We start from the raw sequence: 17854 nt of genomic DNA on the forward strand, positions 1-17854 counted from the left end.
GGCGCGGACACGGCTTTTCGTCTAGGAAAAGTTTTTCAGCCACTCCTGCCAGACATCCTTGGCGCGGTCGGTATAGGCCTTGTAACGGTCCTTGCGGCCGCGGCGGCCGCCCTTGAGGCCGTCCACCGGGCGGAACAGGCCGAAGTTCACGTTCATTGGCTGGAAGGTTTTGGCCTCGGCACCGCCGGTGATGTGGTGGATCAGCGCGCCCATGGCGCTGTCCTGCGGCACTTCCGGCAGCTCCTGGCCAAGGATTTCCGCCGCTGCCAGGCGGCCTGCCAGCAGGCCCATGGCAGCACTTTCCACATAGCCCTCAACCCCGGTGATCTGGCCGGCAAAGCGGATGTTGGGCTTGGACTTCAACCGCATCTGCGCGTCCAGCAGTGTGGGCGAGTTGATGAAAGTATTACGGTGGATGCCGCCGAGCCGGGCAAAGCTGGCGTTTTCCAGTCCGGGGATCATCTTGAAGACTTCCGTCTGGGCGCCGTATTTCATCTTGGTCTGGAAGCCGACGATATTGAACAGCGTCCCCAGCGCGTTATCGCGGCGCAGCTGCACCACCGCATGCGCCTTGACCTCCGGCTGGTGCGGGTTGGTCAGGCCAACCGGCTTCATCGGCCCGTGGCGCAGGGTTTCACGGCCGCGTTCGGCCATCACCTCGATCGGCAGGCAGCCGTCGAAATAGCCTGCTGTCTCACCCTCGTGGAACTCGGTCTTGTCGGCGGCCAGCAGCGCGTCGATGAAGGCCTCGTACTGGTCCTTGTCCATCGGACAGTTGAGGTAGGCGGTGCGCTCTTCCTCGGTTTCGCCCTTGTCATAGCGCGACTGCATCCAGGCCTGGGACATGTCGATGCTTTCTGCATAGACAATCGGCGCGATGGCATCAAAGAAGGCCAGTGCCTCAGCACCGGTTTCGGCCTGGATCGCCTTGCCCAGTTCCGGCGAGGTCAGCGGGCCGGTGGCAAAGATCCAGTGGCCATCGGTGGGCAGTTCGGTGATTTCTTCATAAGAAACAGTGGCATTCGGGTGCGCCTTCAGCTTGGCGGTCACCGTTTCGGCAAAGGGATCGCGGTCTACCGCCAGGGCGCCGCCGGCGGGCAGGCGGTGCTCATCCGCGGTGGTCATGATCAGCCCGTTTGCGGCGCGCATTTCCCAATGCAGCAGGCCCACGGCGTTCTGCTCGTCGTCATCGGAGCGGAAGGAGTTGGAACACACCATTTCGCCCAGGTTGCCGGTCTGGTGGGCAAAGGTTTCCACCTTGGGGCGCATCTCGTGGATCACCACCTGAACGCCCATGTTTGCCGCCTGCCAGGCCGCTTCCGAGCCGGCCATGCCGCCGCCCACGATATGCAGTGTTTGTGCCGAATGATCTGTCATGCCCGCCACATAGGGCAGGGGGCGGGATCGTGCAACAGGCTTGGCAGTTGCGCAGGCGGATGGCCGGGCGCGGATTGTCTGGGCTGGTTGGGGAAATTTGGGGCCGCCGCTGCGGGGATGGATCGCCGGGTGAGAGACCGGTTGGAGGGACCCTTCCGCAGCAGCAGCCCAAATTGTGCGGGCCGGTGACTGCTCAGCGGCCGTGCCCAATCTTTGCCATCTTTCCGCCCGAATTGAAAGGCGGTCATTTGGCCTATTACGGAAACATTACGTTCCTATTGGTAAACAAAGGCTAAAGCTTTCCGTAAATTTTCGGAAAAACTCATTCTTGCCAGTCAGGGGCACGTTTTTCGATGAACGCGGCCATGCCTTCGATGGTGTCGCGGTGCATCAGGTTTTCAACAATCACGCCGCTGGTATAGGCGTAGGCCTGGTCCAGCGGCATTTGCAGCTGCTCGTAAAACGCCTGTTTGCCGATCTTCACCGCAGCTCCAAGCTTGGAGGCGATGATCTCCGCAAGCCGGGTTGTTTCCGATTCCAGATCTTCCAGCGGCACGGCGCGGTTGGCGAGGCCAAGATCGACAGCGCGGGCGGCATCGACGAATTCGCCAGTTGTCAGCAGCTCAAACGCCTGTTTGCGCGGGATATTCCGCGACAGCGCCACCATTGGGGTGGAGCAGAACAAGCCGATGTTCACGCCGTTGACGCCGAATCTGGTGCCCTCAGCCGCCACCGCCAGATCGCAGGAGGCAACCAGCTGGCAGCCCGCCGCGGTGGCGATGCCGTGAACCTGGGCAATCACCGGCTGGGGCAGGGACTGCAGCCCCGTCATCACGCTGGTGCAGCGGGCAAACAGATCCTGGAAGTAAGCCTTGCCGCCGTCCTCAGACGCGCGGCCCGCGGTCATCTGCTTGATGTCATGGCCTGCGCAGAACGCCTTGCCCGCTCCTGACAGAATCACAACCTTGATGCGGCTGTCCTCGCGCAAGGCATCGATCTGTTCCTGCAGCGCCGCCAGCATCTCGTCCGACAGCGCGTTCAGCTTCTCGGGCGTGTTCATGGTGAGCCGCGCAATTGCGCCCGTGTCGTGACGTTCCAGAATTGCCATCTTGCCCTCCTCGCAAATCCGGGGGCAACTCTAGGCGGGGTGAACAGAAAGGGAAAGCATGGCGCTGGCATTTGATGTCGCAGGTCTGACGGAATACCTGCATGAGATTTTTCCGCAGGTGCGGGATGACTTTGCCATCGACGCGATGGAGGAAAACCGTCTGAGGATGCGGCTGTTGACGGCGGAGCGGCACCTGCGCCCCGGCGGCACGGTGTCCGGCCCGTCGATGTTTGCGCTGGCCGATTGCGCGGTCTACGCGCTGATCCTGGCGCATCTGGGGCAGGAGGCGCTGGCAGTGACCACCAACTGCTCGCTCGACTTCATGCGCAAACCTGCGGCTGGGGCAGACCTGATCGGGGAGGCGCGGCTGCTGAAGCTGGGCCGGGTGCTGGCGGTGGCGGATGTGCTGATCTATTCCGAGGGCATGGCAGAGCCGGTGGCGCGTGCCTCGATGACCTATTCAATCCCGCCCAAGCGTTAGGGGGCAGCTTTCACAGGGCGGTGGCGAAAGGCTGGCCCACCTTGACCAGTGTTTCGCGGCCCTTGGCACTGTTTGCCACCAGATCATCGGCGAACCGCACTTTGCCCGGCTCGAACACCACCACCACGGTGGAGCCGCCGAACTTGAAATAGCCTTTCTCGTCCATCTTCTGCACCGCGCCCGAGGTGCGGGTGTTGACGATGGAGCCGACACCGAAGGCGCCGACCTCGACGAAGCAATAGCTGCCCAGGTTTTCGGTTTCGATCAGGGTCCAGGTCCGCTTGTTTTCGCCGAACACATCCGGCCCCGCGCCAAGTGCAATCGGGTTCACCGAATGCAGCGCGCCGGGAATGTCCTGTGCTGCGGTGATGCGGCCCGCGGCGGGGAAGTGGTAGCGGTGGTAGTCCGCCGGGCACAGCCGCACAATTGCCAGCGCGCCGCCAATGAACCGCTCCGCAATGCCGGGCAGCATGGTGCGAACCGACATCGGATAGCCCTTGACCGGCACAAACACGTCCTCTGCCAGTTCCGGGAACACCAGCACCCGGCCATCGGCGGGCGATACAATGTCCTTCGGGTCCGCGCTGAAGGGGCGGGCCTCGGGCCTCAGGTGGCGCACGAAGAAGTCATTGAAACAGCCATAGCTGTCTGCCGGAGCCGTGGCCTCACTCATGTCGATGGACAGTTCGTCGACAACTGCCGCGATTTTGCCCTTGGAGAACCGGGAATCGAACCAGGCGCCCATCAGCCGGCTGATCAGGGATGAGCGGAACAGCAGCTTTTCCACCGGCCGTGCGCTGGCGTTCTGATAGGCCCAGCGGATCCATTTCTCGCCAAGCACGGCCTCTTCAAAGGTCTCACCGGTCTCGCGGTTAACAACAAGAATGGGGTCGCGCCGCATCAAATCTGCCAAATCAGGTTTCGTCCCGCTGCGCCTAGCAAGAAGCGGCGGGCGCGCCAAGAGCGGTTTGCAGCAGGCAGTGCATTAGCCCTGCTTGTCCTGGAACCAGCCAATGCTGTTCCGTGCTTCCAAAATCGCGGATTCAGCGTCGGCAAATACTTGGCTCCCATAGTGGCCGATACTGTACCAGCCGCGACCGTCTTCCGGGTCGCGGCGAAACTCGTCAAATCCAAAAGTGCCGTCCGGACGCTGAAAAATGTCAACGCAAACGAAATCGCCGTCCAGATTGACGGAGTGGATTACCTTGTTGGTGTGCGCCATGTCTGCGTCCTTGTGCGTGGTGCGCTTATCGCCAGGCAAGCGTAAATAAAAAAGGCCGGGGCGAACCCCGGCCGTCAGGTTGTTCCTTTGCCCAGGGGATCACGGGCGCCAGAACGGAAGAGTGGCTTCATAATGGGCGTCCTCACGGCTCAGCCCGATGTCCTTCAGCTGCGTCTCGCTCAGGTGTTTCAAATGGGTTCGGGTGCGATGGCGCAGGCTCCACTTGGTCACCAGCACGGCAAAGGAGACGGCCAACTGCGCCAGCACCGGCAGGGCCGGGCGGCTGTTCAGAAAGGACATGTTCGATTGTGCCATTTGCGTGTGCTGTGCCATGGGAGGCTTCCTTCGTATTGTGTTGATACAATCCTGTTGATTTGTCGTAGTGTTTTGATACAAAGGGGGTGAGATGTTGTCCAAGGATGGATTGTAATGGGTACAATTTGGCCGCAAGCCCTAGGTGAGACAAAAGGTCCCAAGTACAAAAAGGTCGCAGATACAATCCGCTCTGCTGTTGAAGCGGGGAGCCTGAAAATTGGTACAAAGCTGCCGCCGGTCCGCGATCTCGCGTATCAGTTGAGCATAACACCCGGCACTGTCGCCCGCGCCTACAGCATCCTGACCGATGAGGGCGTGCTGGAGGCCGAAGTCGGGCGTGGCACTTTTGTAGCCGAGAAGAAGAAGCCGGTGCCCGATGACGTATGGTCGCGGGAATTGCATCTGCTGGAGGCGCGCGATCCCGGCCATGTCAGCCTGTTCAGCCCGCGGATTGCCGACATGGGGCAGGTGGCTGCCGTCCGCGAGGCGCTGCACAAAGTTGCGGAAGGCGAGGCGCGGAATTTTCTGAACTACCCGACCCGCGATGCATATAAACCGGTACGCCAGGCCGCTGCAGAATGGATTGCCAAGGCGCCGGTCGGCCCAGTCAGCGAAAAGGACGTGGTGCTGACCCATGGCGGCCAAAACGGGCTGATGGTGGTGCTGCAGGCGATTCTGGAAGGCCCCCAGCCAGTGATACTTGTCGAGGACCTGACCTATGCAGGATTCCGCCGTGCGGCTGAGCTTCTGCGGGCGCAGGTGGTCGAGGTGGCGATGGATGAACACGGCATCCGCCCGGACGCGATGGAGCTGGCGATCCGTAAATCCGGCGCTTCTGTCATTTGCACCAGCCCGGAAGTGCACAATCCCACCGGGCTGTTCACACCGCTGGAACGGCGCAAGGAGATCGTCCGCATTGCCCGCCGCCACGGGGTGCAGATTGTCGAGGATGACTGCTACCGCCTGGGCGAGGCGCGTGCCCCCAGCTACCGGGCGCTGGCGCCGGAACTGGCCTGGCACGTGTCCTCGATCTCCAAGATTCTGACGCCGGCCCTGCGCGTCGGTTTTGCCCTTGCGCCGGAGGGGCGGGCGGCGGACCTGCGCCGGGTGGCGGAGTATGGTTATTTCGGCCTCGCCCAGCCGCTTGCGGAACTGGTGCGGATCCTGCTCAGTGACCCGCGCCTGCCCGGGCTGGTGCAATCCGTGCGCAGTGAGATGGCCCGCTATGTGCGGGTGGCTGTCAACGCGCTTGGCGGCTTTGACCTGACCTGGAACCCGGAGGTTCCGTTCCTCTGGCTGAAACTGCCGTCCGGCTGGCGCGCCGCCGCCTTTACCCGCGCGGCAGAGGCCAACGGGGTGCAGATCCGCTCTGCGGATGAGTTCGCCCTGCGCGACGGCCGCGCGCCCCATGCGGTGCGCATTGCCATCAACGCGCATGTGCCGCTGAAACAGTTTGAGGAGGCAATGCTGCGCCTGCGCGCCCTGCTGGACAACCCGCCGGAGCAGATCAGCGTGTGATTTTGTGGGGTATTATTATACCTATTTTTTAACGCGCTGTTTTCAAATGATTTATTCTTGTTTGGTGGTGTTGACTGGGGCTTGGGATGCCCGTAAACCCCGTCCATCGAATTCAGGCCGATGACCGATGGGATTCTGCCTTTCACGACAAACAGGATTGACCTGCCATGAAAACCTTCTCTGCTACTCCGGCAGATATCGAGAAGAAGTGGATCATCATCGACGCCGAGGGCGTGGTGCTGGGCCGTCTTGCCTCGATCGTTGCCATGCGCCTGCGCGGCAAGCACAAAGCGTCCTTCACTCCGCATATGGACATGGGCGACAACGTCATCATCATCAACGCCGAAAAGGTGCAGATGACCGGCAAGAAGCGCGATGAGCACTTCTACTGGCACACTGGCCACCCGGGCGGCATCAAGTCGCGCACCAAGCAGGAAATCCTGGAAGGTGCACACCCGGAGCGCGTTGTGACCCAAGCGGTCAAGCGTATGCTGCCGGGCAACCGCCTGTCGCGTCAGCAAATGACCAACCTGCGCGTTTACGCTGGTGCCGAGCACCCGCACGAAGCCCAGGCACCTGAAGTTCTGGACGTCAAATCCATGAACAAGAAAAACACCCGGAGCTGATATTGATGTCTGATCAGATCAACACTCTCGAAGAGCTCGCAGCTGCAACCGGTGTGGAAGCAGTGGCTGAAGAAACCATCGCGCGTGAGCCGGTTCGTGACGAACTGGGCCGCTCCTATGCCACCGGCAAGCGTAAAGACGCTGTTGCCCGCGTCTGGATCAAGCCGGGCTCCGGCAAGGTCGAGGTGAACGGCAAGGAAATCAACAAGTACTTCGCCCGTCCGGTGCTGCAGATGATCCTGCGCCAGCCGTTCCAGGTTGCCGGCGTCGAAGGCGAGTTTGACGTTTACGCCACCGTCAAGGGCGGCGGCCTGTCCGGTCAGGCCGGTGCGGTCAAGCACGGCATCTCTAAAGCGTTGCAGCTGTACGATCCGTCGCTGCGCGGCGCTCTGAAAGCGGCCGGCTTCCTGACCCGCGACAGCCGCGTTGTGGAACGTAAGAAATACGGTAAGGCCAAAGCCCGCCGTTCGTTCCAGTTCTCCAAGCGTTAAGCTGGAAACATATGCTTTTGGAAGGGCTCGCCGCTGGCGGGCCCTTTTTCGTTCCAGTGCCCGCCTGCTTCCGGATGCTTTCAGGGTTCCTTTAGAAAGATTTCCTAGGGTGGCACGGAAATCCTAGGACGGGAAACGGAAGGCAGAACAGCATGACATCACCAGACCAATTCAAGACTGCCCCGATCGGCGACGGCAAACTGGAAATCGGCCGCTTCACTCATGGCTATGAAGATATGGAAATCGAAGGGCAGGGCGGCGGTGCCAATGTGACAGTCGGCTCCTTCTGCTCGATCGGCCGCAGTGTCCGGATCATGCTGGATCAGTCTCCGGCGCTGGACCGGATCTCCGCCTTTCCGTTTGGCGAAGCCTTCACGGAACATCTGGGCGGAGCCGAGACTCATGCGCCGCACTCCGGCAGCCGCGATGTGGTGATCGGAAATGACGTTTGGATTGGCGCCAATGCCACCCTGTTGGGGGGCGTCAAAATCGGCGACGGCGCTGTCATCAGCCCCAATGCCACCGTAACCGGCAATGTGGGCGCTTATGAGGTCTGGGCCGGTAACCCGGCGCAGCTTGTGCGCAAACGCTTTGATGATGCGGTGTGCCAGAAACTGCTGGAACTGCGCTGGTGGGACCTGCCGCTGCCGCTGATCCAGGAAATGGCACCGCTGCTGTCTACGCAGCCGACCGTGGATCTTATCGAAGGTTTGCAGTGTATCGTCAGCGATCTGGTGACCTTCACGGATGAAAGCGCGGCCTGACTCGGGAGGCCGGGATTCTGGTCTTGGTTTGAGCTGATTTCCGGCCCGGGCGCCCCGAGCGGCCCCGGGCGTTAACTTTTTCGCAAAATTAGCGTAACATGGGCGGACCGCTTCCTGATGGGGGGACAGCTGTCATGCCGCAAACAATCTATGAGAAATACGGCGGGTTCAGCGCCATTAGCCGGGTTGTAATGACCTTCTACGAGCTGGCGCTCGATTCTGACCAGATCGGCGACTACTTCGCTGATGTCGACATGGCGCGTCTCATTGATCACCAGACCAAGTTCATTTCCTCGCTCCTGGGCGGGCCTGCGTCCTTCAGCGACGACCGGCTGGAGGCAGTGCACAGGGCCCTCGGCATAACCCACGAAGACTTCGACGAGATGGGAGCATTGCTGAAAGAAGCGCTGGAACAGCATGGGCTGTCTGAGCCGGACATCCGCACCACGCTCAGCGCCATCGAGGGCAAACGCAGCATCATCGTTACCCGGGATGCGGCATGAGCATTGCCGCCATCAATGAACAGCTGCTGCGTGCTATTGGTGTCGGCGTTGCCGTAGTGCGGGCATCAGACCTTGGATTTGTCTTTCACAATCAGCCCTTTGCGGAATGGTTCGGCACCCCGGGGGAGGGCGCGTCACTAACCGATGCCATCGATGGCCTGCAGCCGGAGGACCTGGGGCCGCTCTGCGACGAGGGCCTGCGCTATTCAGCGGAGCTGAAGATCAAGCGCAAACGCCGCACGCTGGTGTTTGCCATCAACATTTCCCAGGCCAGCCACCTGAACGAGGCGCTGCTGGTGGTGGAATGCCAGAACATCACCCGCATCCGCGAGCTGGAAAGCATGATCGACAGCTATTCCACCATGGTGGAGCGCAACACCCGCGAGCTGGAACGCGAGAAGGAACGGGTGGAGCGGCTGCTGCTGAATCTGATGCCGCGCTCCGTCTATGAGGAATTCAAGACCTTCGGCGTCGTCACCCCGCAGCTCTATCCCAAGGTGTCGGTGGTGATGCTGGACTTCGTGAATTTCACCGACTTTGCCTCCCGCACCGATCCGACGGTCACGCTGGGAGAGCTGAACGACATCTTCACTGCGTTTGACCGCATCGTCGAGCAATACGGCTGCGAGCGGATCAAGACCATCGGCGACGCCTATCTGGCGGTTGCCGGAATGCCGGAACCGACGCCGGACCACGCCACCGCCGTGGCCCATTGCGCCACCCGTTTCCTGCGCTATCTGGACCGGCGCAACCAGAGCCATCAGCACAAATGGCAGGCGCGGATCGGCCTTGGCACCGGCTCAGCCGTGGGGTCTGTGGTGGGTATTCAGAAGTACGTCTATGACGTCTTCGGCCCCGCAGTGAACCTGGCCTCCCGTCTGCAAGTCTTTGCCAACCCGATGAAAATCGTCGCGCCAGAGGACATGAAGGACGCATTGTCAGAGGAATTCCACGTAACCGACATCGGCCCTGAAGACATCAAGGGCATCGGCGAGGTGAACCTGGTGAACGTCGGCGACGAGCTGAGCGCCCCGCAGCCCAGCGGGCGTTTTTAGCGGCCGGTTCTAATTGTCCGGCCCGATCAGCCCCAAACCGCGCAGGTAGATGCCGATGCCGCTTTCCAGCAGATCCTCCGGCGGGAACGGCGATGCAGCCCCGGGCGAGTTGCGCGCATAAAGCTCCACCACCCCGTGGCTCATCGCCAGCACATGCGCAGAGAACATCGAGGCCGGCGGGCGTTTCTCCGCAGGGATATGCTGGCTGAGGTCCGCCGCTGCACGTTCCAGAATCGCGCGCGCGCGTGCCGCGGCATCTGCCAGTTCCGGCGTGCGGTTCACCGAAATACCGCTTTCGAACATCGCGATATAGTGGCCGGGATGCTTGCGGGCAAAGGCCAAATAGGCCCGCCCGGTTGCCTCAAACGCTGCCAGTGCTGACGGCTGATACTTGTCATAGGCATGCTGCATCAGGTCGGCAAACATCACGTAGCCCTGGCGCGAGGCCTCCGCGATCAGATCCTCGCGCCCCTCGAAATGGCGGTAAACCGCTGCCGGGGTAACCCCCGCCTGCTTGGCCGCTTCCGACAGGGTGAAACCGGTCGGCCCCTTAGCCTCGATCAGCTGCAGCGCTGCTTCGACCAGCGCCTGGCGCAGATTGCCGTGATGATAACCGCGTTTAGGCATCCCAGATTTCCGGGCCTCCGCAAATTTCTTGGTCCAGGGCGCCAATCGCCTTGGCGTCCTTCTGAGCGTAGTCAATCGCATGCAGCACGCAGCGCATCGCCGCCAGCCGAGCCCGCCGTTTGTCATCGGAGCGGATGATTGTCCAGGGGGCCTCCGCGCTGTGGCTGCGCGCGAAAGTTTCTGAAATGGCGGCGCTGTAGTCGTCCCATTTCTCCAGCCCCTTCACGTCGATCGGGCTGAGTTTCCACTGTTTCAGCGGGTCGGATTCGCGTGCCAGAATGCGGCGCAGCTGCTCGGCACGGCCGACGTTGAGCCAGAATTTGAACAGGTGGATTCCATCTTCAGCCAAAGCCGCTTCAAATCCAGGAGCCTGGTCAAAGAACCGCTCCCGCTGCTGATCCGTACAGAAACCGAACACCTTTTCCACCACACCGCGGTTGTACCAGCTGCGGTCGAAGAACACGATCTCGCCGCCCGACGGCAGCTGCTGGACGTAGCGTTGAAAATACCACTGGCTCTGTTCCGCTTCGGTGGGCTTGGACAGCGCCACGATCCGCGCGCCGCGCGGGTTCAGATTCTCGCGGAACCGCTTGATGGTGCCGCCCTTGCCAGCCGCATCGCGGCCCTCAAAGACGATGGCGATCCGCTGGCCCGTGGCCTTGACCCAGCACTGCAGCTTGACCAGTTCAATCTGCAGCGCCTCAAGCTCTTTGTCATAGGCCTTGCGCTTCATCAGCTTCCTGTGCGGATAGCTGGGGCTGAGGATTTCATCTTTGTCCGCGCCCTTGATGGCCTCGCGGATCTCCTCCGGTGCGCCGCTCTGGAAAAAGCGGCTGATGGCCCCGTCAAACGGCAGCGGCATGTGCAAAACCCTTCTATCCTCAACCCCTTATATGGGAAGGAAGTATGGAATGTGAATCGCTTTAACGCAAATGCGCGCGTTCCGCCGCGCGGCGCACCGCATCGGCGACATCTTCTGTTGCGACATGCTGCGGCATATGGCCAATCCCCTCCAGCCGCGTCAGCCGCGCACTGTCGACATCCCGTGCCAGCCCTTCGGCGTGCAGCTTGAGGTTCACAAGATCATCCTCAGTGCCGTGGATCACCTCCAGCGGCACCGTGATGCGGCCGTAATGCTGCGAAAGTTCTGTCACTTCCTCCAGCAGGTTCGCCCGCTGCCGGGCGTTGGCCCGCAGCGAATTGCGCCGCAGCGACAGTCTGGTGCCAAAGTGTTCGGCATACCCCTGTGGCACCGGCTGCGGGGCAAAGATTTCCTGCAAGGAGCGGCTGATCACGAAGTCCGGCACATAGGCCGCCAGCACGGGCACTGCTACAGCACTGCCAAAGCGCGAGGAGGTGACGCGGTACAGCGGATCCAGCGGAGTGGTCCAGGGGTAGGCCACCCCGGACACAGAAACCAGCGCGGAAATGCTATCTGGATGATCGACCGCCCAGGCCAGCGCCACGGCGCCGCCATAACTTTGCCCGAGCACCACGGGTTTTTCAGCCCCCATCTGTGCCGCTGCTTCGCGCAGCAGATCCGCCTGCTGGCGGATGGTCGCCCCCGTGCCGTTCAGAGGACTGGAGTATCCCAGGCCGGGGCGGTCGAAGATCAGGATACGGAACTCATCAGCCAGCGCTGGAGCCAGACGGAAAGTCATGTCACTGATGTTGCCGCTGGAGCCGTGGAGCAAAACCAGATCAGGCGCGCTGCCCTTGGGCTGGCCCATCTCCACCACATGCACCCTGTGGCTGCCGACCACCAGAATCTGCCCCTGCGGCGGATGGCGGGCCTCAGCCGCGGCCTCGCGCCGGCCCGCCTGCCAAAGCGTGAGGGCAGTCCCCGCTGCCACAGCAAGGCCTGCCCAGGCCAGCATCCTAGCGGCCGATCTCATCCATGTCATAGGGCGTCGTCTGATAGATCTCATTGATCCAGTTGCCATAGAGAAGATGCGCGTGGCTGCGCCAGCGGTTCTGCGGCTGGCGGCTGGGGTCATCGTCCGGATAGTAGTTGCCCGGCACGTTGATCGGGGTGCCGTTGGCCACGTCGCGGTCGTATTCCTGCTTCAGCGTATCGCTGTCGTACTCGAAATGGTTGAAGATATAGAGCGCCCGGTGCGCCTTGTCCTCAATCAGGCAGGGGCCGACTTCGTCGCTGCCCAGGAGCGTCTTGAGCCCCTCCGCAATATCGACTTCCGCCTGTTTCATCTCGGTCCAGCGGCTGACCGGGATCACGAAATCATCCGAGAACCCGCGCAAATAGGGCGAGGCCGGTGCCAGGTTCTGGTGCCGGAAACAGCCGAACGCCTTGTGGTCCAGCATGTGTTTCTTCACGCCATGGAAATGGTTGATCATCGCCATGCCGCCCCAGCAGACGCCAAAGGTCGAATGCACGTTGGTCTGGGTCCACTCGAACACCTCGCGCATCTCTTCCCAGTAGGTAACTTCAGGAAAGTCGAGATGCTCAATCGGAGCGCCGGTGATGATCAGCCCGTCGAACTTCTCGTGCTTCACCTCCTGGAAGGAGTGATAGAACTCCTCCATATGCGCAGCCGCAGTGTTCTTGGTCTGATGCTCGGTCATCCGGATCAGGCTCAGCTCGATCTGCAAGGGCGTCGCCCCGATCAGCCGGGCAAACTGGTTCTCCGTCTGGATCTTCTTGGGCATCAGATTGAGCAGCCCGATGCGCAGCGCCCGGATGTCCTGACGTGCCGCCTGATCCGGCGACATGACCATCACGCCTTCGTTCGTCAGAACGTCATAGGCGGGCAGGTCAGCGGGGATCTTGATGGGCATGTCAGTATCCTGATTTGCGGAAAGTTGTGCGATATAGCGGAGGTTGTCAGATAGTCGGCTTAGCCGCGGTCCTCAAGGGCTTCGGCGATCAAATCCACGAAACCAGCCTCATCCTTGACGGCGGAGATCTGGCTGGCGGTCACGGTGACGCCCCAGTTGTCCGCCATCGCCTGATAGCGCGGCTGGCGGTGGGCCAGTGCCTGGGAGTAGGTCCAGCGGATAAATGCATCGGGGTCCACATCCGCCTCAGGTATCTTGTTTTCCTTAAGGTATTCCTGCCAGACGCGGTTCAGGAACTCCGGCTGGTAAGACATCGGCTTGGGCGCCCGGTCAAAGCGCCGGACCAGTTCTGCGGTGTGCTCCTCGCTGCCCTTGATCCAGACCATCAGCGTGTGCTTGCTCAGCTCGGACAGGATCTGGTCGTTCGGGTCATTGGCGTCGACCCATTCGCAGATCGAGCCGCCGGTGTCGCAGATGAAATTCGGGTAGCCGTACAGCTGCTGTGCCCGGTCCGCGAAATACTCGGTGTCCAGCAGAGCGCGGATCTCGGCGACGCGGAACTGCTCCTGCCGGCGCTTGTATTCGGCAATCGGCAAACCGCCCTTGGCGGTGTCGCCGGGCTTGCCCAGATAGGCCGAGACCGGGCGCAGGTTTTCGAAGGTGATGTTGGAGCCGATAAAGATCGAATCCGTCAGCAGCAGTTCGCGCAGAAACGGCACTTTCATCGCCTCGGCCTTGGCATTATCGGCGATGTATTCGCCCATGTAACGGGTGCCGATGCGGTAATCGATCGAGTAGTGGAACCAGCTGCCGGCCCCGCGCAGAACGTTGCTGACATAGGTTTTGCCAAGCCCGGACATGCCAAAGAACAGCACCCGTTTGCTGGGGGCGTCGCGCCAGTCCTGTGCGGAAGAGTAGAGCATGAAAGTCCAAGTCCCTGAAGGTGTCACGCCTTGCTAGCCACCCGCGGGGGCCGGGTCAATTCCATGCGCGCATGCGCCGCGGCAAAAGAAAACCCCGCCCCCAAACGGGAGCGGGGCAAACTGCCCGGCAGGTGCCCGGATCAGAAGTGGAAGCCGACCTTCAGGCCAAAGCTGACTGCGTCGTTGTCCTGGAAGTTGGTGACCGGGTTGCCGCCAGGGGAGGCAACCGCATCGCCCAGCTGGGTGTAGCGGACACCGGCAGAGACGGTCATGTTGTCCTGTTTGTACTGCACGCCAACGCGGATCGCCTCATACCCGTGGGTCGGCGCCAGCGGAGAGACCAGGTTGTCGCCGTCCGAATCCGAATAGATCAGCGCCACAGAACCGGACCAGTTCTCGTTGAAGGCGCGGCCGACACCCAGTGTGTAGGTGATCGAGTCGTCCAGGTCGATCAGATCAACGGAGCGGCCGGCCAAGGTGCTCAGGCCCGGAACCACCAAATCAGTTACGCTGTGCTCAGCCCAACGGATGCCGCCGAACAGCAGCGTGTCCTGGGCGACGCCGGTCTGGAAGTCCAGGTTCACCGATTGCGGCGTTTTGGTTTTTGTCGTGGTGCTGGCGGTGGCGGTGGTGGCAAAGGTTTCGTTCAGGTTGAAATCATGTTCGATTTCAGAGCTGTAGGTGAGTGCCACGCGCAGGGCGATATCGGGGATCTCATAGGCGACGCCGGCCACCCAGCCAAACGCGCCATCTTTGTCCACTTTCACGTTGTATCTGCCACCGATGGAGCTGTAAGCGCCGCCCTGCAGATTGATCTCGCCGTCAAGCTCCTGGTAGCGGATGCCGCCGTGGACGCTGAAGCGGTCATTGAACTTGTAGCGCAGCATCGCAGTGAGCGAGTTCGAATCCGCCTGTGCAGTCGTGCCGCCAAGCAGCAGCGAACTACTGGTGGGATATGCGACATCCACACCCCACGGCTGGTCGAAGATCAGCGCAAAGGACAGCTGCTCATTGATGTCGCGCTTGTAGCCCGCGCCGAACATGTTGAACCGTTCGCCGACATCACCGGTTGCAGACCCCAGCGGGTTCAGCGAAGTGCGGTCGTTGCCCGACAGGTCCACCGAAGTTGTAGCAAACGAGAACTCGGCGTAGTTGCCTTCTTCGAAGATGATGCCGATCGGCTGGCCGGTGCGGTCCAGACCGCTCGCCATGGCAGAGCCAGATACCAGCGCCAAAGCCGCCGAGGTTGCAAGATAGCGTTTCATTGTTCCTCCCTGAGTTGCGGCCAGTGGAAGCCGCTTTACGCGAACGTAATCGGGCGGATTTCGGCAAATCAACATTAACCGCGCGGCAACTAGCCGGATTCGGTCAGCTTTGAGGGGTTCTGCGCGGCTGGCCTGCAACTATATTAAGATAATTTGCAATGCAGATGATGGCGGCTCCCCCCAGCACCCAGGCGTCCAGCGCCTCTCCGTAGATCACCATGCCAAGGATGGCGATGGCGGGCAGGCGGGCAAAATCCACCGGCACCACCACGCTGGCCGGCGCCAGCGACAAGGCTGTGGTCAGGCAGAAATGCGCAGTCAGCCCGGCAATGCCGATCAGCACCAGCCAGGGCAGGGTGGTTGCGTCCGGCAGCGCCATGTCGCCGTCCCATCCTGCCGCCAGCAGCCCCATCACCAGCTGCATCGAGGTCAGCCAGAACAGGATTGAGGCGGTGTGCTCGTGCCGGGTCAGCCGTTTGGTCAGGATCGCGGTGAGGGCAAAGAAGATGGCGCAGCTCGCCGCTGCCGCCAGGCCAAGGTTCAGCGTCTCGGGGCTGGGGCGGGCCACGACCAGAATGCCGGCAAAGCCAAGCGCCGCCGCCAGCATCCGCCGCCGGGTCAGCGCCTCGCCCAGCAACAGCGGCGACAGGATGATCACCCACAGGGGCGAGGTGAACTCCAGCGCAAAGACCTGGGCCAGCGGAATCAGCGTCACCGCCAGAAACCACAGGTTCTGGCCAGTGAAGTGGAACAGGTTGCGCAGCAGATGCACCCCCAGCCGCTGCCGCCGCACCTGATGCCAGCGGCCTGCCGCTGTCAGGACGGCCACCACGATCAGCACCCCCACCAGGCTGCGGTAGGCCATGATTTCAAAGGTATCCAGCGTCAGTCCGGCCTCACGCCCGGCAACCGCCATGGCCGAAAAGGAGACAATCGCCCCCACCATCCACAGCGCCGCCAGCCCTGCGCGTGTCTCGCCCTCTGCCATGCCTGCCCCCTTGTTCAGCTGGGGAGAGGAAAGGCGGAATTTTCACCCGGGGTCAAGCGCATGGCGGCGCGGCAGCTGCGATTACAGGCCTGCCAGTTGACAGCGCGGCGCAAGCGAAAGAGGCCGCGCGCCAGTTTCAAGCCGCCGCGCGGTGCGCTTCTTGCGCATCCAGTGAGCGGCCTGACTTGATATAGGCAGAGGCCGCCTCCACCGGGTCAAAGTTCAGCCGGTCCAGCAGAGTGCGGATTTCTGAGGTCAGCTGCTCCGTCACTCCGGAGGAGTCGCGGGTGGCGTTTTTCTTTTCCGGCAGCAAGACCCGGCCGCGGTGGCCCAGGGCCGCCAGCAGTTTGGGCGCACCTGCCGGCTTGGTGGCCTCTTCCAGCATGGCCCCGACAAACTTAATTTGCCCGCCGTATTTCAGCAGGTAGTACGCATAGCGCGCCTCCATCTCCAGCGCGTACCAGATGGCGCAGCCGACCTGACCCAGCGGCAGGAAACGGGCAGGGTCAACGATCAAATTGCTGTAGCCCATGTCCAGGTACCACTGCCACCGGATGGTGATATTCATGAAGTCATTGCGGCCGACATAGCTGGCGCATTGCTTGGCCAGGTCGCGGCGCAGGAGGATCACGGTGGTGCGGCTGCGGATGGGGCTTTCTGCCAGCGCTTCGATCAGCCCGCATTTGCCCAAAGTATGGTTGGACTCGGCATAGGGCGCTTCCAGCGACGCCAGTTTGTCGCTCCAGAACTTCTGCATCCGGGCGTTCATTCCATAAGTGTTGAAAGTCCGCATGTGCTTGATTTCCGGCATTTGTGTGCCGAAGTCTTCAATGTTCAGCGGCTCGTGGATGGATTTGATCCGAAGATTGTCACCCAGGAACTGCGCCAGCCAGGCGGTACCGGTGCGCCCGGCCGAAAGAGTGAAGAAAAAGTCGCTTTTGGCAGGCTGTTCTTGCTTGGGCGTGGCTGGTGCCGCGCCTGGGCGTGTATACCCGAACTTGCGTATTTCGCCGGCGCATTGCTCTGCAACGACATCCGCGGCCCCCGGGTAACGGGCATAGAGCGTTGCGGCATCAGTGCCAGTGCGCGGGCGGACACCTTCCTTGGCACGCAGGCTTGAAAACCGCTCCCACAGGCCTTCGACGCCAAGCGCCGCGATGTCCTCTTCCAGATGCTCGTATCGTAAAAAGACATCGGGTGCAGCCGGCCCTTCCAGCGGTGCGATTTGGGCGTTTTCAGTCAGCATGCCGTAGAACTTGTGCACAAACAGCCCGAAGTTCAGGCTCTCAGTCTCGGCCATCTCCCAATAGTAGCGGGAAATGATCGCGTCATACGGGTCGCGCCAGATGGTGACCTTTGTGTAGCTGTCCCAGATGTCCTGCGGGATGAGGGCCTTGGCTTCTGCGGCGGGGATGTGATTGTAGAAATCCCCCTCCGTTTCAGTGCCGTCGGGCCAGGTTTGGCGCTGGTGATTTTGTGCCCCGGGATAGCCCAGGCCTGAGCGGGTTTCTTCGTCCTCGGGAGACACCGGGGTGATCACACTGGTGTCGTCGCAAAAGCTGGACAAGGCGATTTCAAATGACGTGCCGCCTACCTTTTTGGTTTTGATAAAGATGAGTTTCAGCGGGTGGCAAATAATCATTGGGTTCTCCAAGCCGTCGGCGTCCTGGAGACTATTTCAAAAACACCTGACAAATTGGTTAACCGCAGGCTGCCGGTAACCCATCTGCAAGCCGGGTGAAAACTTGTAAATGCCGGCCGCAGCAACACAAAGCGGCCCGGTTTGCCAATCCGG

General features: G+C 61.5%; 20 protein-coding genes. 7 read left to right on the plus strand and 13 right to left on the minus strand.

What is annotated here, in order from left to right; all coding sequences use genetic code 11:
• Positions 1–21: 21 nt before the first annotated feature.
• Together trmFO and RA24_RS15670 are read right to left on the minus strand one after the other, a co-directional pair.
• Positions 22–1377, minus strand: coding sequence for a methylenetetrahydrofolate--tRNA-(uracil(54)-C(5))-methyltransferase (FADH(2)-oxidizing) TrmFO (gene trmFO, locus RA24_RS15665; protein ID WP_039192776.1), 1356 nt, complete (start codon positions 1375–1377; stop codon positions 22–24).
• A gap of 322 nt (positions 1378–1699) precedes the next feature.
• Positions 1700–2485: an enoyl-CoA hydratase gene (locus tag RA24_RS15670; RefSeq protein ID WP_039192778.1), complete on the minus strand. Its 786-nt coding sequence runs from the start codon at positions 2483–2485 to the stop codon at positions 1700–1702.
• Between the two features lie 58 nt (positions 2486–2543).
• Between RA24_RS15670 and RA24_RS15675 the strand changes: the two genes are divergently transcribed.
• Positions 2544–2966 carry a PaaI family thioesterase gene (locus tag RA24_RS15675; protein WP_039145759.1) on the plus strand — a complete coding sequence of 141 codons (423 nt, stop codon included), beginning with the start codon at positions 2544–2546 and terminating at the stop codon, positions 2964–2966.
• A 10-nt stretch (positions 2967–2976) separates the two neighbouring features.
• Here the strand turns inward: RA24_RS15675 and asd are convergent, their stop codons facing one another.
• From asd to RA24_RS15690, 3 genes are all read right to left on the minus strand, one after another.
• Complete coding sequence (gene asd / locus RA24_RS15680) at positions 2977–3867, minus strand: archaetidylserine decarboxylase (protein ID WP_019296181.1); 891 nt, start codon at positions 3865–3867, stop codon at positions 2977–2979.
• A gap of 84 nt (positions 3868–3951) precedes the next feature.
• Positions 3952–4188: a hypothetical protein gene (locus RA24_RS15685; protein ID WP_019296182.1), complete on the minus strand. Its 237-nt coding sequence runs from the start codon at positions 4186–4188 to the stop codon at positions 3952–3954.
• 99 nt (positions 4189–4287) lie between these two features.
• The gene (locus tag RA24_RS15690; RefSeq protein WP_039145766.1) at positions 4288–4521 is read right to left on the minus strand and encodes a DUF1127 domain-containing protein; all 234 of its coding nucleotides are present in this window, start codon (positions 4519–4521) and stop codon (positions 4288–4290) included.
• Positions 4522–4617: 96 nt separating this feature from the next.
• Between RA24_RS15690 and RA24_RS15695 the strand changes: the two genes are divergently transcribed.
• From RA24_RS15695 to RA24_RS15720, 6 genes are all read left to right on the plus strand, one after another.
• Positions 4618–6021, plus strand: coding sequence for an aminotransferase-like domain-containing protein (locus RA24_RS15695; protein ID WP_039145773.1), 1404 nt, complete (start codon positions 4618–4620; stop codon positions 6019–6021).
• 167 nt (positions 6022–6188) lie between these two features.
• On the plus strand, positions 6189–6647 hold the full coding sequence (rplM, locus tag RA24_RS15700) for a 50S ribosomal protein L13 (protein ID WP_019296185.1): 459 nt from the start codon (positions 6189–6191) through the stop codon (positions 6645–6647).
• A 5-nt stretch (positions 6648–6652) separates the two neighbouring features.
• On the plus strand, positions 6653–7138 hold the full coding sequence (rpsI, locus tag RA24_RS15705) for a 30S ribosomal protein S9 (protein ID WP_019296186.1): 486 nt from the start codon (positions 6653–6655) through the stop codon (positions 7136–7138).
• A 152-nt stretch (positions 7139–7290) separates the two neighbouring features.
• Positions 7291–7902: a CatB-related O-acetyltransferase gene (locus RA24_RS15710; RefSeq protein WP_052269611.1), complete on the plus strand. Its 612-nt coding sequence runs from the start codon at positions 7291–7293 to the stop codon at positions 7900–7902.
• A gap of 134 nt (positions 7903–8036) precedes the next feature.
• Positions 8037–8405: a group I truncated hemoglobin gene (locus RA24_RS15715; RefSeq protein ID WP_019296188.1), complete on the plus strand. Its 369-nt coding sequence runs from the start codon at positions 8037–8039 to the stop codon at positions 8403–8405.
• Positions 8402–9460, plus strand: a complete 1059-nt coding sequence (locus RA24_RS15720; protein ID WP_019296189.1) for an adenylate/guanylate cyclase domain-containing protein — start codon at positions 8402–8404, stop codon at positions 9458–9460. The genes RA24_RS15715 and RA24_RS15720 overlap by 4 nt, the downstream gene beginning before the upstream one ends.
• Before the next feature lie 9 nt (positions 9461–9469).
• On the opposite strand, the gene RA24_RS15725 is transcribed toward RA24_RS15720, so the two are convergent.
• The 8 genes from RA24_RS15725 to RA24_RS15760 all read right to left on the minus strand — a co-directional run bounded on the left by RA24_RS15725 (position 9470) and on the right by RA24_RS15760 (position 17626).
• Entirely contained in the window at positions 9470–10087 is a 618-nt protein-coding gene (locus RA24_RS15725) for a TetR/AcrR family transcriptional regulator (RefSeq protein WP_019296190.1), read from the minus strand.
• Entirely contained in the window at positions 10080–10949 is an 870-nt protein-coding gene (gene ppk2, locus RA24_RS15730; RefSeq protein WP_039192779.1) for a polyphosphate kinase 2, read from the minus strand. The genes RA24_RS15725 and ppk2 overlap by 8 nt, the downstream gene beginning before the upstream one ends.
• A gap of 61 nt (positions 10950–11010) precedes the next feature.
• Entirely contained in the window at positions 11011–11964 is a 954-nt protein-coding gene (locus RA24_RS15735) for an alpha/beta fold hydrolase (protein ID WP_039192781.1), read from the minus strand.
• Position 11965: 1 nt separating this feature from the next.
• Positions 11966–12883, minus strand: a complete 918-nt coding sequence (metA, locus tag RA24_RS15740; protein WP_039192783.1) for a homoserine O-acetyltransferase MetA — start codon at positions 12881–12883, stop codon at positions 11966–11968.
• A gap of 59 nt (positions 12884–12942) precedes the next feature.
• Positions 12943–13806 (minus strand): hypothetical protein, encoded by an 864-nt coding sequence (locus RA24_RS15745; protein WP_019296194.1) that lies wholly within the window; start codon positions 13804–13806, stop codon positions 12943–12945.
• 140 nt (positions 13807–13946) lie between these two features.
• Positions 13947–15071, minus strand: a complete 1125-nt coding sequence (locus RA24_RS15750; protein ID WP_039192786.1) for an OmpP1/FadL family transporter — start codon at positions 15069–15071, stop codon at positions 13947–13949.
• Positions 15072–15174: 103 nt separating this feature from the next.
• On the minus strand, positions 15175–16059 hold the full coding sequence (locus RA24_RS15755) for a DMT family transporter (RefSeq protein WP_039192788.1): 885 nt from the start codon (positions 16057–16059) through the stop codon (positions 15175–15177).
• Between the two features lie 136 nt (positions 16060–16195).
• Entirely contained in the window at positions 16196–17626 is a 1431-nt protein-coding gene (locus RA24_RS15760; protein ID WP_241480953.1) for a hypothetical protein, read from the minus strand.
• Between the last annotated feature and the right edge of the window lie 228 nt (positions 17627–17854).

The organism is Leisingera sp. ANG-M6, assembly GCF_000813905.1.
In the GTDB taxonomy this organism is placed as follows: Bacteria; Pseudomonadota; Alphaproteobacteria; order Rhodobacterales; family Rhodobacteraceae; genus Leisingera.

Bases quoted from the DNA above. Each gene is read 5' to 3' on its own strand.
- trmFO (WP_039192776.1), bottom strand. From the start codon at position 1,377: ATGACAGATCATTCGGCACAAACACTGCATATCGTGGGCGGCGGCATG.
- RA24_RS15670 (WP_039192778.1), bottom strand. From the start codon at position 2,485: ATGGCAATTCTGGAACGTCACGACACGGGCGCAATTGCGCGGCTCACC.
- RA24_RS15675 (WP_039145759.1), top strand. From the start codon at position 2,544: ATGGCGCTGGCATTTGATGTCGCAGGTCTGACGGAATACCTGCATGAG.
- asd (WP_019296181.1), bottom strand. From the start codon at position 3,867: ATGCGGCGCGACCCCATTCTTGTTGTTAACCGCGAGACCGGTGAGACC.
- RA24_RS15685 (WP_019296182.1), bottom strand. From the start codon at position 4,188: ATGGCGCACACCAACAAGGTAATCCACTCCGTCAATCTGGACGGCGAT.
- RA24_RS15690 (WP_039145766.1), bottom strand. From the start codon at position 4,521: ATGGCACAGCACACGCAAATGGCACAATCGAACATGTCCTTTCTGAAC.
- RA24_RS15695 (WP_039145773.1), top strand. From the start codon at position 4,618: ATGGGTACAATTTGGCCGCAAGCCCTAGGTGAGACAAAAGGTCCCAAG.
- rplM (WP_019296185.1), top strand. From the start codon at position 6,189: ATGAAAACCTTCTCTGCTACTCCGGCAGATATCGAGAAGAAGTGGATC.
- rpsI (WP_019296186.1), top strand. From the start codon at position 6,653: ATGTCTGATCAGATCAACACTCTCGAAGAGCTCGCAGCTGCAACCGGT.
- RA24_RS15710 (WP_052269611.1), top strand. From the start codon at position 7,291: ATGACATCACCAGACCAATTCAAGACTGCCCCGATCGGCGACGGCAAA.
- RA24_RS15715 (WP_019296188.1), top strand. From the start codon at position 8,037: ATGCCGCAAACAATCTATGAGAAATACGGCGGGTTCAGCGCCATTAGC.
- RA24_RS15720 (WP_019296189.1), top strand. From the start codon at position 8,402: ATGAGCATTGCCGCCATCAATGAACAGCTGCTGCGTGCTATTGGTGTC.
- RA24_RS15725 (WP_019296190.1), bottom strand. From the start codon at position 10,087: ATGCCTAAACGCGGTTATCATCACGGCAATCTGCGCCAGGCGCTGGTC.
- ppk2 (WP_039192779.1), bottom strand. From the start codon at position 10,949: ATGCCGCTGCCGTTTGACGGGGCCATCAGCCGCTTTTTCCAGAGCGGC.
- RA24_RS15735 (WP_039192781.1), bottom strand. From the start codon at position 11,964: ATGCTGGCCTGGGCAGGCCTTGCTGTGGCAGCGGGGACTGCCCTCACG.
- metA (WP_039192783.1), bottom strand. From the start codon at position 12,883: ATGCCCATCAAGATCCCCGCTGACCTGCCCGCCTATGACGTTCTGACG.
- RA24_RS15745 (WP_019296194.1), bottom strand. From the start codon at position 13,806: ATGCTCTACTCTTCCGCACAGGACTGGCGCGACGCCCCCAGCAAACGG.
- RA24_RS15750 (WP_039192786.1), bottom strand. From the start codon at position 15,071: ATGAAACGCTATCTTGCAACCTCGGCGGCTTTGGCGCTGGTATCTGGC.
- RA24_RS15755 (WP_039192788.1), bottom strand. From the start codon at position 16,059: ATGGCAGAGGGCGAGACACGCGCAGGGCTGGCGGCGCTGTGGATGGTG.